Genomic DNA, 12,617 nt, shown 5'->3' on the forward strand with positions numbered 1-12,617 from the left:
CTCCTCACCAGCGACTGATTGCCGGATTAAACCATTTTATTTCTTGACGCGCGACAAATTTTTATAAATCATGCGGAAATGCTGGCGCGGAGTTTTGGAGGTTGCCAGTCTTCCTGGGAGGGAAAACATGTCTGATGTTAAGGACGAGCCTTCGCGCTCGAATTCGACTTTAAATTCGCACATGATTGATCGCCGCCGGCTTCTTATCGGGGCGGCCGGGGCTGCGGTCGGTGCCGCTGCCCTTGGCGTCACCTCGAGCCTGGGCGTGCGCTCGGCCCGAGCCGCCGACCGGACAGAGATCAGCTTTGCCAGCGCCAGCTTCTTCGGCAAGGAAGGCCTCGGCGATCTCGTCAAGGCGTTCAACGAGTCGCAGGACCGCATCATGGTGAAGTTCATCGAACTGCCACCACCGAGTTCGTCGACCGAAGTCTATCAAGGGCTGATCCAGCAACTGGCCCGCCGCAACGGGACGCCCGACGTCTTCACGCAGGACGTCGTCTGGATTGCAGGTTTTGCCGCCGCAGGCTGGGCGCTGCCCCTCGACGAGTATTTCCCCAAGGAAAAGCGCACCGACTATTTCCCCGGCACGGTGGCTGCCTGCACTTATAATGAGAAGCTGACGGCGCTGCCTTGGTTCGTCGATTCCGGCATGTTCTATTATCGCAAGGACCTCGTCGAAAAGCACGGCGGCAAGGTCCCTGAAACCTGGGACGAGATGGCAACGATGGCGGCGGCCGCCCAGAAGGCCGGCGATGCCAAGTTCGGCTACCTCTGGCAGGGCAAGCAGGCCGAAGTGCTGATCTGCGATGCAGTCGAGATCATCACCTCGAACGGGGGCTCCATACTGGCGCCGGACGGGAAATCCTCCGTGGTCGGAGACAAGGCCGCGGTCGAGGCCATCCAGTTCCTCCACGACACGATCAACAAGACCAAGATCAGCCCGCAAAACGTTCTTTCCTGGGACGAAGAGCCTTCGCGCCAGCCATTCACGTCCGGCGAAGCGATGTTCATGCGCAACTGGTCCTACGTCTATCCGATTGCCCAGGATCCTAAGGCCTCGCAGGTTGTCGACAAGGTGGCGGTTGCGCCCTTGCCGCATTTTGCCGGCGGCAAGAGCGCGGCCTGCCTCGGCGGCTACCAGCTGGGTGTCAACGCCAACTCCAAGAAGCGCGAAGCCGCGATCGAGTTCTTGACCTGGATGTCGTCGCCGGCAACCCAGACCCGGCTGGCACTGAATTTCGGTCTGGCGCCTTCGCGTCCGGCGATCTTCGAGGATGCCAAGCTCAAGGCCGAGCAGCCCTTCATGGCGAGCCTGCAAAGCGTCTTCACCGGCGCCACACCACGGCCGATCACGCCACAATATGCCAAGGTCACGCTGGCGCTGCAGTCGAGTATCTCCAAAGCCCTGGTCAGCGGCGACGTGAAGACCGAGCTCGCAGCTGCCGCTGCGCAAATCAACAAGATCGTCGCCTGACATGGCGGTTTCAGCCACAGTCCCGGCAACGGGGCAGTCACGCAAAGCAAGGAGGGCGCTGCCACGCGCCCTCTGGCCATGGCTCCTGCTGTTGCCGGCTTTCCTGTCGCTTGCATCTGTGTCCTTCTATCCGATCGTCAACGGCCTCTATCTGTCGCTGACAAACCGCTCGCTGATCACCCAGGACAATGATTTCGTCGGCTTTGCCAACTACGTGCAACTGTTCAACGATCCGGCGTTCTGGAATGCCTGGCGCCATACGATGTGGTTTACCGTCGCATCCACTGTGCTGGAAACGCTGATCGGTCTCGGCATGGCCCTCATTCTCTGTGAAACCTTCGGGGGACGCGGGATTATCCGGGCGGCCATGCTCGTGCCTTGGGCAATGCCGACCGTGGTCACCTCCAAGATGTTCGGATGGCTGTTCGATGGCCAGCACGGCATCATCAATTTCATTCTCCTGCATCTCGGGCTGATCGACCAGAACGTCAACTGGTACGGATCGCCGAACACCGCCCTCCTCACCATCATCCTTGCCGACGTCTGGAAGACCACGCCGTTCATGGCGCTGCTGCTTCTGACCGGATTGCAGACCGTTCCGAAGTCTCTGATCGAGGCGGCGCGGATGGACGGCGCCAAGGCCTGGGTGATCTTCTGGAACATCCGCCTGCCGCTGCTGCTGCCAACGCTGCTGATCGCCGGACTGTTCCGTGCGCTGGACGCGTTCCGCATCTTCGACCTTGTTTACGTGCTGACCGGCGGCGGCCCCGCCGATTCCACCGAAACGCTGTCGACGCTGTCCTACAAGATCCTCTTTTCGACCCTGCAGTTCGGCTACGGCTCGGCAGTCTCCACGGCGATGTTCCTGACTGAAGGCGTGATCGCGGTGGTGTTCTGCCTCTTCCTCGTCCGGCAGATAAGGAAGACGACATGACCCAGGGCCGCTCCGTTCTCCAGAGTACTGTGATCTATGCCGGTGCGCTGTTTATCCTGATATGGTCGGCCGGGCCGTTCCTCTGGCAGTTCTCGACCTCGCTGCAGCTCGACAAGGCGCTGACCGAAGGCACGCCGTCTCTCATTCCGCATCCCTTCACGCTGGAGCATTACTACAATGCGTTCGTCGAGAAGGGCCTGCATCACTATGTGCTGAACTCGCTGATCGTCTCGCTGTCGACCACGGCGCTCTGCCTGATCGTCGGTTCCCTGTCGGCCTTTGCGCTGTCGCGGCTCGATGTGAAGGGCCGGTTCGGGATCCTGATGGTGATCCTGTCGGTGTCGATGTTCCCGCAGATCGCGCTTGTCGGCCCGCTTTATCTGCTGGCCTCGGATCTCGGTCTCCTCGACACCCATACCGCTCTGATCATCACCTATCTTGCGCTGGGTCTGCCGTTGGTGACCTGGGTGCTGTTTGGCTATTTCGAAACCCTGCCGCGCGAAATCGACGAGGCGGCGCGGATGGATGGCGTCGGTGTCGTCGGCCTCCTCTGGCACATCATCCTGCCGATGTCGCTGCCGAGCCTTGTGACGACAGGGCTGCTGGCCTTCATTACCGCCTGGAACGAGTTCCTGTTCGCGCTGGCCTTCACCTCCGATCCCGACAGCCAGACCATTCCCGTCGGCATCGCCAACTTCACGAACCAGTACTACGTGCCCTGGGGAGATATCGCGGCTGCGTCGGCTGTCGTCACCGTGCCGCTCATCATACTCGTGCTGGTCTTCCAGCGACACATCATCGAAGGCCTGACGCAAGGCGGAATCAAGGAATAGACAATGACCACGGATTTCAAGGTCGGCTGCCAGACGTTTACATGGGAGATGCTGGGCGCCGGCTGGAGCGGGACCGCCGATGACCTGTTGGCAGCAATCGCCGCCGGCGGTTACGAGGGCATCGAAATCACCGATACGATGATCGGCCGCTATGCTGACAAGCCTGCCGATTTCAAGAAGGCGCTGGCCAACCACGGACTGCACCTGGTGTCCTTCGCCTTCGGCTCGCAGACGGGGTTCACGGTTGCCGACCACATTGACGCCGATCTGGTCGTCGCGCAGCGCTGGGTCGATTTCGCTTCCCATTTCGAGGGCGCACTGGTGTCGATCGGCTCTGCCACGGTCGTATCGGACGGCCCACGCGGGGAGAAATTCAAAGTCGCCGCCGAGTTCTACAATCGTGCTGCGGCCCTCGGCCACGCATCGGGCGTCACGGTGGCGGTGCATCCGAGTTCGCATCATAACACTCTGCTGTTCGACCGGGCCGATTACGACACGATCTTTGGGCTGCTGGATCCCGCGCTGGTCGGCTGGATCCCGGATACCGGGCACATCCTGCGCGGTCACGACGACATCCTCGACACTCTCAAAACCTACCAGGCCCGCATCCGCTACCTTCACCTCAAGGATGTCGATGCCAACGACCAGTGGGCGATGCTTGGCGAGGGCGTGCTCGACACGCCGGCCGTGCTCGACATCGTCGGCAAGGCGCCGAACTTCAACGGCTGGCTGGTGCTCGAGGAAGAATCCGAGACGGCGGGGCGCGATCCCGCTGCTGCCGTGAAACTCAACCGCCAGACAATGCGCGGCTATGGTGCATAAGGAAGAAGTGCAATGATCGAGAAAGAACAGCGTCGATTGCGGGTGGGCGTTCTCGGCTGTGGGCCGATTGCCCAATTTGCCCATCTCGAATCTTGTGTTAAAGCGCGTAACGCCGATCTCTACGCAATCTGCGATGCAGCACCGGATCTCCTGGCGCGCATGGGTGCGACCTACGAGCCGCAGAAGATGTACGGCGACTACGACGCCATGCTGGCCGATCCCGAGCTCGAAGCCGTGATCGTCGCCACCTCCGATGCCTACCATGTGCCGATGTCGATCAAGGCTCTCGACGCAGGCAAGCATGTTCTCTGCGAAAAACCGATCGGCGTTTCCGTCGAGGAAGGCCAGCAGCTGGCCGATGCGGTGAAGCGCTCGGGCAAGATCCTGCAGGTCGGCCACATGAAGCGCTTCGATCCGGCTCTGGAAGCGGCGCGCGACTTCGTGCGCGACGATATCGGCCAGATCTTCGCGCTCAAGGCCTGGTACTGCGATTCCACGCACCGCTACACCAACACCGACGCCGTCCAGCCGCTGCCGGTAACCAGCAAGCTGGCACGCAAGCCGGGCGGTAATCCGAAGGCCGATCTTCGGCAGTATTTCATGCTGGCGCACGGCTCTCATCTGGTCGATACGGCGCGCTTTTTCTGCGGCGAACTGGTCGCGGTCCGGGCACGCCTGCTGGAGCGAGCCGGTGCCTATTGCTGGTTCGTCGAAACCGAATTTGCCAACGGAGCGCTCGGCCATCTCGATCTGACCGTTGCCGTCAGGATGGATTGGCACGAGGGCTTCCAGCTCTATGGCGAGCACGGGTCCGTTCTCGCCAAGACCTTCAATCCCTGGTATTTCCGCGCCAGCGAGGTCGATATCTTCCACGAGAAGGACGCGACCACCCGCAGGCCTCTGGGCGCCGATGGGCATTTCTTCCGCCGCCAGCTGGAGGGTCTCGCCGATACGGTTCTGACCGGGGCTCCGATGCGCGGCGCCAATGTCGATGACGGCATTGCCTCGATCCGTGCCATGGTCGCCATTGCCCGTTCGGTTGAAACCGGCGAACGCGTCAAAATCGCATCCGTGACGGGATCGGTCTGATGCAGGTCGGTATCTTCGCCAAGACCTTTCCGGGGACAGATCCGCTTGCCGTCCTGTCGGCGGTCGCCGGCAACGGCTATTCAGCGACGCAGTTCAATCTTGCCTGCTGCGGCCTGCCATCGATGCCGGACGCCGTGCCGGAGAGCACTATCACCGCCATCCGGACGGCTGCCGAGACGAGTGGCGTCTCGCTGGTGGCGCTGTCCGGGACCTATAACATGGCCCATCCGGACCCTGCCGTCAGACAGGCCGGGCTGAGGCAGCTGGAGGTCGTGATCAGAACTGCTGCGGCGCTTGCCATTCCGCTGGTCACGCTCTGCACAGGCAGCCGCAACCCTGTCGATCAGTGGGCGCACCACCCGGACAATGCCGATCCTTCCGCCTGGGCCGACATGGCCCTGGAGATGGCCAAGGCCTTGGCACTGGCCGAAGGCTATGGCGTCATGCTCGGCATCGAGCCTGAGCAGGCGAACATCGTGACCTCGGCAGAAGATGCCATGCGACTGATCGCCGAGATGGGATCGCGCAAGCTGCACATCGTCCTCGATCCCGCCAACCTGTTCGAGGCTGCCACGCCTGACGAGGCGCGATCCATCGTGGCGCGAGCGGTCGATACGGCTGCCGGACACGTCGCCATGGCGCACGCCAAGGACCGCCATGCGGATGGTAGCTTTGCCACTGCCGGCAAGGGCGTCGTGGATTTCGGCGATTTCCTCGCTCGCCTTAAAGCCTCCGGCTTCGACGGGGCCCTCGTTACCCATGGGCTCGCGGCCGATGAGGCCTCCGGCGTTGCAGCCTTCCTGAAGGGAATGGTCGGATGAGCGAGCCAGTCTATCTCACCCGCGACGATGCCGAGCTTGCCGTCTTCGACTTCGGCAACGGTCCGCCGGTGCTCTTCCAGCACGGGCTGGGAGGCAATGACGCGCAGGTGGCGCAGGCCTTTCCCGACGGCCGCGGCTTCAGGCGCCTGACTGTGGAATGTCGCGGCCATGGCAGCTCGTCGCTCGGCAGCCGGCGGCCGTTTTCAATCGCCATGTTTGCCGACGACGTTCTCGCGGCTGCCGATCGGTGCGGCATCGAGCGCCTCGCCGTCGGCGGTATTTCCATGGGCGCCGCCATCGCGCTCCATCTGGCCCATTTCCACAAGGACCGCATCGCAGCTCTGGTGTTGGTGCGGCCAGCCTGGACCTTCGATGCCGCGCCCGAAAACATGGCGCCGATCCGCACTGTCGGCAAACTCATCCTTACTCATCCGCTCGAGCAAGCACGCGACCTATTTGTCGCCTCAGAGACGGGGTCCGACCTTCAACGGGACGCGCCGGACAATTTCGCATCCCTGCTCGGCTATTTCAATCGACCTGACGCTGCCGCCTTCGCAAAGGTACTCGTCGATATCGCAAGCGACGGACCGGACGTGACCAAGACCTCGGCCGCTGCGCTTGACGTTCCGACGCTTGTCATCGGCAACCGGCAGGACGCTATCCATCCGCTGTCATCAGCCGAAACGCTTGCGGCCACAATTCCAGGCGCCGCCTTCGTCGAGGTCGCCGCCAAGGCTGCCGACAAGGCCCGTCATTTCGCAGAGACCCAAAGCGCCATCTCGCAATTCCTCTCCTCTGAAACCCTCCGGAGCCGTTTCGCATCATGATCACGAAGACCCTCTCTGGCCCCGCCGCCATCGCCGCCCTCCCCCGCGACCGCCTGCTCGGCGAATTCTCACTCTGGTCGGCCGATCTTATAAACATGGAAACCGATCTCAAACGGATCGAGGATCACGTCGACCTGCATCATATCGACGTTGCGGATGCGCGCTTTACCCCGGGCTTCCTGTTCTTCCCCGATCTCGTGGCCCGCATTGCCAAGTCCACCGCAAAGCCCATCCACGTTCACTTGATGGTCGAAGCCGAGATCGTCGAGGAGCAGACCCGTCAGTTCATCGAGGCCGGTGCCGACCTCATCAGCGTCCATGCGGAAAACGGCGAGGCCGGTCTTCGGGCATTGGCGATCGCCAAGGAAATGGGCGCAGCCGGCGGTGTTGTCCTGCGGCTGGAGACGCCGGTGGAAGCGGTCAAGCCGTTCCTGCCGCATGTTGCCTTCGTGACGTTGCTCGGAACGTCCATCGGCGTGAAAGGTCAGAGCCTGTCGGAAAAGGCATGTGATCGGCTGATCGAGGCGCGCGCGCTCATCCGCGCTGCCGGCCGTGAAGCCGAAATCGTCCTTGCCGCAGATGGTGGCATTCGCGAACAGACCGTGCCGCTTCTGCGTGCTGCTGGCGCCGAGACAGTCGTCCTGGGGTCGCTGGCCTTTGGCGACAAGGATCTGGCCGCCCGGATGAAATGGCTGCATGCCCTGGAAAGCCACGCCCAGTGACAGACGCCGCCCTCGCATTCGACCTCGGTGGAACGGAGCTGCGGGCCGCGATGGTGAACCGCGCGGGCGACCTGCTGTCATTCCTGTCGGTGCCAACGCTGGCAGCGGACGGGCCGCGTGCAGTCATCGGACAGATGCAGGCGCTAGCCGCCGAGATCAGGGGGCAAACGCCAAACATCGAACCGGTCGGCGTCGGCGTCGGTGCTCCTGGGCCGCTCGATCCCGTTTCCGGCATCGTCATTGCGCCGCCGACCCTCACCGGCTGGCATGACGTTCCGCTCGCAGACATCCTGCTGGAGCACTTCAAGCTGCCGGTCTGGCTCGAGAACGACGCCAACGCCGCCGCTCTGGGCGAGTGGCGATACGGCGCTGGCAGAGGTGCGGCCTCCATGGTCTTTGCCACCGTTTCGACCGGTATCGGTGGCGGCGTCATCGCCGATGGCCGTATCCTGCACGGGCGACGGGGGCTTGCGGCTGAAATCGGCCATATGACGATCACCAACGAGGGAGAGCGCTGCTTTTGCGGCGCGATCGGCTGCTTCGAAGCCTTGGCCTCGGGCACCGCGCTCGGCCGAAGGGCGACCACCGGCACGCGGCCTTTCGACGGATCGATGATGCGGGCGCTGTCGGCCGATGGCGATGTCACCGGCCGGCATGTCGTCGATGCGGCACGCCGGGGTGATCGGCAGGCGCTGGAGATGCTGGCGGTCGAAGCTCGCTGGCTTGGCATCGGTCTCACCAATCTGCTGCACCTCTATTCGCCGGACATCATTGTCGTCGGCGGTGGCATCTCCCACGGCTTCGATATGCTGCATGCACAGATCAAGGCCACGGTCGCCGAGCGTGCCATGTCCGCCTACCGCGACGTTCCGATTGTCGCGGCCCAACTCGGTCGTCACGCCGGGCTGATCGGGGCGGCGAGCCTGGTCCTGCACAGCGAGGACAGGGATACCGCCACGTTTGCGGCCCAACCGAACAATTCAGGCGGGGACAGTCCCGCCAGCACAACGGAGGCTCGTCATGGCCAATCTTAAACTGCGCGATGCCCGCAAGGTCTATGGTGCGGTCGAAGTCATCAAGGGCATCGACCTCGACGTCGTCGACCGCGAATTCGTGGTGTTCGTTGGGCCATCGGGCTGTGGCAAGTCCACCCTGCTGCGGATGATCGCCGGTCTCGAGAATATCACCGGCGGCGATCTTGTCATCGATGGTGTCCGGGCGAACGATATCGATCCCTCCGAGCGTGGGCTGGCCATGGTGTTCCAGTCCTATGCGCTATACCCGCACATGACGGTGGCGGAAAACATGGGCTTTGCACTCCGGATCGCCGGCATCCCGGTCAGTGAGCGCGACGCCAAGGTCAACGCGGCAGCCAAGGTCCTGGAGCTCTCGCACCTGCTCGACCGGCGACCCAAAGATCTGTCCGGCGGGCAGCGCCAGCGCGTTGCCATCGGCCGGGCCATCGTCCGCAACCCGAAGATCTTCCTGTTCGACGAGCCGCTGTCCAATCTCGACGCCGCCTTGCGCGTCAACATGCGTCTCGAACTGATGCGTCTGCACCAGACGCTGGAAGCGACGATGATCTATGTCACCCATGACCAGATAGAGGCGATGACCATGGCCGACAAGATCGTCGTGCTGAATGCCGGCCGCATCGAGCAGGTGGGATCGCCGCTCGATCTCTACAATCACCCGGCCAATATCTTTGTTGCCGGCTTCATCGGCTCGCCGAAGATGAACCTGCTGCCGGTCCGCGTCGATGCCATTGGTCCGGTTGGCGTGACGGTGGTTGCTTTGGACGGTGTTGAGATACCCGTCGCTGTCGCCCCTGGCGAGATCAAGGTCGGCGATGAAATCACGCTCGGGATCCGGCCGGAGCATATCCGTATCGGCGAGACCGGTCAGTTCGACGGCAAGGCTATCCTTGCCGAACGGCTTGGCGGATTGACGGTCTTTCACGTCGACATCTCGCCTGACATATCACTTGTGGTACAGACGGATGGCGCTGACAAAACCGCCCTCCATGCCCCGATCAAGCTCGGCATAGAGCCGCACAACTGCCATCTCTTCGACAAGGCCGGGAAGGCTCTCGCCAAGTTGAACTGACAAGGACCGCTCGCCATGCGATCGGTCATTCCTTCGAAATCGAGGTAAGAGACATGACATTCACACGCGAAACCCTGACCCTCAGCCATGCCGGCGCGTTGCAGGCCGTATCGGCCGCAGTCGACAAGGCCGTCGCGATGGGCGTGCCCCAGTGCATCCACATCGTCGATGCCAGCGGCGAGACGATCGCCAGCCTGCGCATGGACGGCGCCAAATATCTCAGCATGCACACCGCCCGCGCCAAGGCCCGCACCGCGGCGTCGATCAACGCGCCGACGGGCGGCATGGCCTTTGAATTCGGGGCCGCCGCCGGCATCGCCTCCCAGGGCGGCGTCACCCACCTGCCGGGCGGCCTGCCGATCCGTTTCGCCGGCAAGCTTGCAGGCGCCATCGGCATCGGTTCCGGCAGCGGCGACCAGGATTTCGAAGTCGCCCGCGCCGCGCTCGCCGCCATCGGCGCAGATCCGGTCTGAGGATTTGCTGGCGTTAGCAGCTGAAAGACCTGCTAACGCAGACCGCCGTCACGCGGTGCACGACCGATGGCGAGGAGTTTGCGACATGTTTGCTTCCAATTCGCGCCGGATGACGTTCGTAGCTGTCTCGGCATTATTTCTCGTAAGTTGGGGTATCGCCGCTGCTAACGAGGTCAAAGTAATTCCACGACCGCCAAAGCAAGGTGCCGCGAGCACGTCCGCGGCTGCGTCCCGGGATCAGTCGGCGCACATCGGTATCAGGTGCGGTGTCTCCGGACGAAATGGCAAGGACGGGAAAGCCGGCAAAGGTACTGCTGCCGGCAAGGGCGGAAGAGCCGGCGTAGAACCTTGCGCAAACTGAGTTTATCTTTGCCGACAGGCGAATGATCGCTCCCAGGCCCTAGCGGCGGGTCGAGGACATCAACGGGGCATCCGCTTGTGATCAAAGACCCCAAACGGGTCCATCGGCAGTGAGCTCAATAGGCACCGGCGGACCACAGACGTCAACAGTGGGGCCGCCGAGTTGATTCCAGCGGAACAGGTTCAGGTGCCACCCGCCCGGGATAAGGCGCGATCTGTCGATAATTCCATCAGCTCCGGCGCGCCGGGCTATGTCTGCGTTGTGCCAGGAGGGTGGCTCCCGACCCTCCGACAACGCAGTTTGCCAGGACTCATTTGACAATTCTCGATCGATACCAAGCTGACTGCAAGCATTCTCGTCATGTTGATCGAGCACAAGAGCTTCGCCGACGTGAAGCGGGACAACGACGCGTGGCCGACTGTCCTGACGCATGTATCCGGCTATCGCCATAACGGCCCATTCGAAGGTCGCGCTCGTATAAAGTGTTGGCTCTCCGTGCCGGTGATAACGACCTGCATGCGTCCCAATGGGAGGTTCCAGCACGTGGTCAACACGATCCAACAAAACAGAACGGAAGAAGCGTCCGGAAATCTTCCTAAAGTGACCTTGGATCTCGATCATGCAGTTACTCATTTTAGCCAACCGACGGCAAACCGATGAATTATCCCGAGATTAAGACGGTCGAGTGACGCGCGTAGAAGCGCCCAATATCTACCATGTGATCCAAAGTGGCCCTGCTGTCGGTCCTCGCGTGTGACCTTTCACGCGACTGCGCCAGAAACCTATGACGAAAGCGGCCCTTGAACCTGATCTACCAGTCCAGCCAACCCTCGCAGCTTTTGCGGGACATCGCCGCCATAGGCCCAGTCCAGCAGTTCTATCGTGTGCAGGATCGGGGTTGCGGTGCCGGTGGCGATCTGGGTGATGCAGCCGATGTTTCCGGTGGCGATGATATCGGCGCGGGTGGCTTCGAGATTGCGCACCTTGCGGGCCTTGAGCTGGCCGGAAATGACGGGCTGCATGATGTTGTAGGTGCCGGCCGAGCCGCAGCAGAGATGACCTTCGGCGGGATCCTTCACGGTAAAGCCAGCAGCTTTCAGCAGCAGCTTCGGCGCGGTGGTGATCTTCTGGCCATGCTGCATCGAGCAGGCGGAATGATAGGCGACGGCGATGCCCTTTGGCTGCTGTCGCGGGAGATCCAGCCCTGACAGATATTCGGTGATGTCCTTGGTCAGCGCCGAGACCCGGGCCGCCTTTTCTGCGTAGGCCGGGTCGAGCCGCAGCATATGGCCGTAGTCCTTGATCGTCGTGCCGCAGCCGGAGGCGGTGATGATGATGGCATCGAGGCCACCCCGGTCGATTTCGCCGACCCAGACGTCGACATTGGCGCGCGCCTGCACCAGCGCCTGATGCTCGCGGCCCATATGGTGGACAAGCGAGCCGCAGCATACCTCGCCGGCTGGTACCACGACCTCGACGCCGAGCCGCGTCAGCAGCCGGATCGTCGCCGCGTTGATCGCCGGATCGAGCACCGGTTGCGCACATCCCGTCAGGATCGCCACGCGGCCGCGCTTTTCAGCCTTCGGGGCATGGGTGCCGGGTTTTGCGAATGGCGAGGACGGCGGGATGGCGCGGGGTGCGAGGTCGAGCATCGTTGCAAAAGGCAGCAGCGCCGGCACGCGCCGAAGCAGCGAGGCAAACGGCCGCCCCAGCCTGGCGAGACCGAGCGCCAGCCGGAAGCGGCGGGGGTAAGGCAGGACCGATGCCAGCAGATTGCGGATCATGCGGTCCATCAGCGGCCGCTTGTAGGTTTCCTCGATATGGGCGCGGGCGTGGTCGATGAGGTGGGTATAGTCGACACCGGACGGACAGGTGGTGACGCAGGCAAGGCACGACAGGCAGCGGTCGATGTGGGTCACCACTTCGGCGTCGGCGGCCCGGCCGTTTTCCAGCATGTCCTTGATCAGGTAGATCCTGCCGCGCGGGCTATCGAGCTCGTTGCCGAGCGTCACATACGTCGGACAGGTGGCGGTGCAGAAGCCGCAATGGACGCATTTTCGTAGGATCTGCTCCGAAAAAGCAACGCTCGGATCGGTCAGCTGTTCGGCGGTGAAATTGGTCTGCATCGGATCTTTCGCTGATGGGGAACGTCACC

Annotated in this window: 13 protein-coding genes; 11 read left to right on the forward strand and 2 right to left on the reverse strand. The window is 62.6% G+C overall.

Going from position 1 to position 12,617, the window contains the following annotated elements:
* Positions 1 to 127: 127 nt before the first annotated feature.
* From PR018_RS18065 to PR018_RS18115, 11 genes are read left to right on the forward strand one after another with little or no spacing between them, the layout of a single operon-like run.
* Complete coding sequence (locus tag PR018_RS18065) at positions 128 to 1,474, forward strand: ABC transporter substrate-binding protein (protein ID WP_142832223.1); 1,347 nt, start codon at positions 128 to 130, stop codon at positions 1,472 to 1,474.
* 1 nt (position 1,475) lies between these two features.
* Entirely contained in the window at positions 1,476 to 2,408 is a 933-nt protein-coding gene (locus PR018_RS18070; protein WP_142832224.1) for a carbohydrate ABC transporter permease, read from the forward strand.
* Positions 2,405 to 3,241, forward strand: a complete 837-nt coding sequence (locus PR018_RS18075) for a carbohydrate ABC transporter permease (protein ID WP_142832225.1) — start codon at positions 2,405 to 2,407, stop codon at positions 3,239 to 3,241. Before PR018_RS18070 ends, PR018_RS18075 begins: the two co-directional genes overlap by 4 nt.
* 3 nt (positions 3,242 to 3,244) lie before the next feature.
* The gene (locus PR018_RS18080) at positions 3,245 to 4,063 is read left to right on the forward strand and encodes a sugar phosphate isomerase/epimerase family protein (RefSeq protein WP_142832226.1); all 819 of its coding nucleotides are present in this window, start codon (positions 3,245 to 3,247) and stop codon (positions 4,061 to 4,063) included.
* Positions 4,064 to 4,075: 12 nt separating this feature from the next.
* Positions 4,076 to 5,152, forward strand: a complete 1,077-nt coding sequence (locus PR018_RS18085; protein WP_142832227.1) for a Gfo/Idh/MocA family protein — start codon at positions 4,076 to 4,078, stop codon at positions 5,150 to 5,152.
* Positions 5,152 to 5,973, forward strand: coding sequence for a sugar phosphate isomerase/epimerase family protein (locus PR018_RS18090; RefSeq protein ID WP_142832228.1), 822 nt, complete (start codon positions 5,152 to 5,154; stop codon positions 5,971 to 5,973). The genes PR018_RS18085 and PR018_RS18090 overlap by 1 nt, the downstream gene beginning before the upstream one ends.
* A complete protein-coding gene (locus PR018_RS18095; protein ID WP_142832229.1) occupies positions 5,970 to 6,800 on the forward strand; it encodes an alpha/beta fold hydrolase in 831 nt (276 codons plus the stop codon). Before PR018_RS18090 ends, PR018_RS18095 begins: the two co-directional genes overlap by 4 nt.
* Complete coding sequence (locus PR018_RS18100; RefSeq protein ID WP_142832230.1) at positions 6,797 to 7,522, forward strand: ribulose-phosphate 3-epimerase; 726 nt, start codon at positions 6,797 to 6,799, stop codon at positions 7,520 to 7,522. The genes PR018_RS18095 and PR018_RS18100 overlap by 4 nt, the downstream gene beginning before the upstream one ends.
* Positions 7,519 to 8,556: an ROK family protein gene (locus PR018_RS18105; RefSeq protein WP_142832231.1), complete on the forward strand. Its 1,038-nt coding sequence runs from the start codon at positions 7,519 to 7,521 to the stop codon at positions 8,554 to 8,556. Before PR018_RS18100 ends, PR018_RS18105 begins: the two co-directional genes overlap by 4 nt.
* Complete coding sequence (locus tag PR018_RS18110; protein ID WP_142832232.1) at positions 8,543 to 9,628, forward strand: ABC transporter ATP-binding protein; 1,086 nt, start codon at positions 8,543 to 8,545, stop codon at positions 9,626 to 9,628. The genes PR018_RS18105 and PR018_RS18110 overlap by 14 nt, the downstream gene beginning before the upstream one ends.
* A 53-nt stretch (positions 9,629 to 9,681) precedes the next feature.
* Positions 9,682 to 10,101 (forward strand): GlcG/HbpS family heme-binding protein, encoded by a 420-nt coding sequence (locus tag PR018_RS18115; RefSeq protein WP_142832233.1) that lies wholly within the window; start codon positions 9,682 to 9,684, stop codon positions 10,099 to 10,101.
* Between the two features lie 442 nt (positions 10,102 to 10,543).
* On the opposite strand, the gene PR018_RS18120 is transcribed toward PR018_RS18115, so the two are convergent.
* Both PR018_RS18120 and glcF read right to left on the reverse strand, forming a co-directional pair.
* Positions 10,544 to 11,083: an RES family NAD+ phosphorylase gene (locus PR018_RS18120; protein ID WP_142832234.1), complete on the reverse strand. Its 540-nt coding sequence runs from the start codon at positions 11,081 to 11,083 to the stop codon at positions 10,544 to 10,546.
* Positions 11,084 to 11,244: 161 nt separating this feature from the next.
* On the reverse strand, positions 11,245 to 12,588 hold the full coding sequence (glcF, locus tag PR018_RS18125; protein WP_142832235.1) for a glycolate oxidase subunit GlcF: 1,344 nt from the start codon (positions 12,586 to 12,588) through the stop codon (positions 11,245 to 11,247).
* Positions 12,589 to 12,617 lie beyond the last annotated feature (29 nt).

The organism is Rhizobium rhododendri, from assembly GCF_007000325.2.
In the GTDB taxonomy this organism is placed as follows: Bacteria; Pseudomonadota; Alphaproteobacteria; order Rhizobiales; family Rhizobiaceae; genus Rhizobium; species Rhizobium rhododendri.

What these genes read in the sequence shown, in the direction of transcription:
- PR018_RS18065 (WP_142832223.1), top strand. Translation starts at nt 128, where the DNA reads ATGTCTGATGTTAAGGACGAGCCTTCGCGCTCGAATTCGACTTTAAAT.
- PR018_RS18070 (WP_142832224.1), top strand. Translation starts at nt 1,476, where the DNA reads ATGGCGGTTTCAGCCACAGTCCCGGCAACGGGGCAGTCACGCAAAGCA.
- PR018_RS18075 (WP_142832225.1), top strand. Translation starts at nt 2,405, where the DNA reads ATGACCCAGGGCCGCTCCGTTCTCCAGAGTACTGTGATCTATGCCGGT.
- PR018_RS18080 (WP_142832226.1), top strand. Translation starts at nt 3,245, where the DNA reads ATGACCACGGATTTCAAGGTCGGCTGCCAGACGTTTACATGGGAGATG.
- PR018_RS18085 (WP_142832227.1), top strand. Translation starts at nt 4,076, where the DNA reads ATGATCGAGAAAGAACAGCGTCGATTGCGGGTGGGCGTTCTCGGCTGT.
- PR018_RS18090 (WP_142832228.1), top strand. Translation starts at nt 5,152, where the DNA reads ATGCAGGTCGGTATCTTCGCCAAGACCTTTCCGGGGACAGATCCGCTT.
- PR018_RS18095 (WP_142832229.1), top strand. Translation starts at nt 5,970, where the DNA reads ATGAGCGAGCCAGTCTATCTCACCCGCGACGATGCCGAGCTTGCCGTC.
- PR018_RS18100 (WP_142832230.1), top strand. Translation starts at nt 6,797, where the DNA reads ATGATCACGAAGACCCTCTCTGGCCCCGCCGCCATCGCCGCCCTCCCC.
- PR018_RS18110 (WP_142832232.1), top strand. Translation starts at nt 8,543, where the DNA reads ATGGCCAATCTTAAACTGCGCGATGCCCGCAAGGTCTATGGTGCGGTC.
- PR018_RS18115 (WP_142832233.1), top strand. Translation starts at nt 9,682, where the DNA reads ATGACATTCACACGCGAAACCCTGACCCTCAGCCATGCCGGCGCGTTG.
- PR018_RS18120 (WP_142832234.1), bottom strand. Translation starts at nt 11,083, where the DNA reads ATGATCGAGATCCAAGGTCACTTTAGGAAGATTTCCGGACGCTTCTTC.
- glcF (WP_142832235.1), bottom strand. Translation starts at nt 12,588, where the DNA reads ATGCAGACCAATTTCACCGCCGAACAGCTGACCGATCCGAGCGTTGCT.